The organism is Arthrobacter sp. B0490, assembly GCF_002929355.1.
GTDB lineage: Bacteria > Actinomycetota > Actinomycetes > Actinomycetales > Micrococcaceae > Arthrobacter_D.
The window spans coordinates 1-568 of sequence record NZ_PJIR01000139.1; the positions used below are offsets into that span (position 1 = coordinate 1).

General features: G+C 56.2%; 1 protein-coding gene. It reads right to left on the reverse strand.

Translation table 11 applies throughout. The features are described from left to right. Positions 1 to 91 precede the first annotated feature (91 nt). A partial coding sequence (rpsD, locus tag CXQ97_RS21145; protein ID WP_104182385.1) for a 30S ribosomal protein S4 occupies positions 92 to 568 on the reverse strand: 477 nt, incomplete at its 5' end.

Consider the following 568-nt stretch of genomic DNA (forward strand, 5'->3'; position numbering starts at 1 on the left):
ACGGGTCGGACTGACCACCTGCACATCGATATGGCGGGGGGTCAGGAACTCATTTACCGAACTCTGCATGGATACACCTATTTTCTAGCCCTTACTTGGAGTAGAGCTCGACAATCAGGTTTTCGTTGATGTCGGCGGACAGATCGCTGCGAGCCGGAACATTCTTGAAAACACCGGATTTCTTGTCGGCATCTACTTCGACCCATTCAACGCGACCGCGCTGAGCGCACAGTTCGAGGGCCTGGGCGATACGCAGCTGGTTACGGCACTTCTCACGAACAGCCACTACGTCACCGGCCTTGACCTGGTAAGACGGAATGTTCACGGTCTGACCGTTGACACTGATTGACTTGTGCGAGACCAGCTGACGCGATTCGGCACGAGTAGAGCCGAAGCCCATGCGGTACACGACGTTGTCCAGACGGCACTCGAGCAGCTGCAGCAGATTCTCACCGGTAGCGCCCTTACGGCTGGCTGCTTCCTTGTAATAACCACTGAACTGACGCTCCAGCACACCGTAGATGCGGCGTACCTTCTGCTTTTCACGCAGCTGGGTGCCGTAATCGGA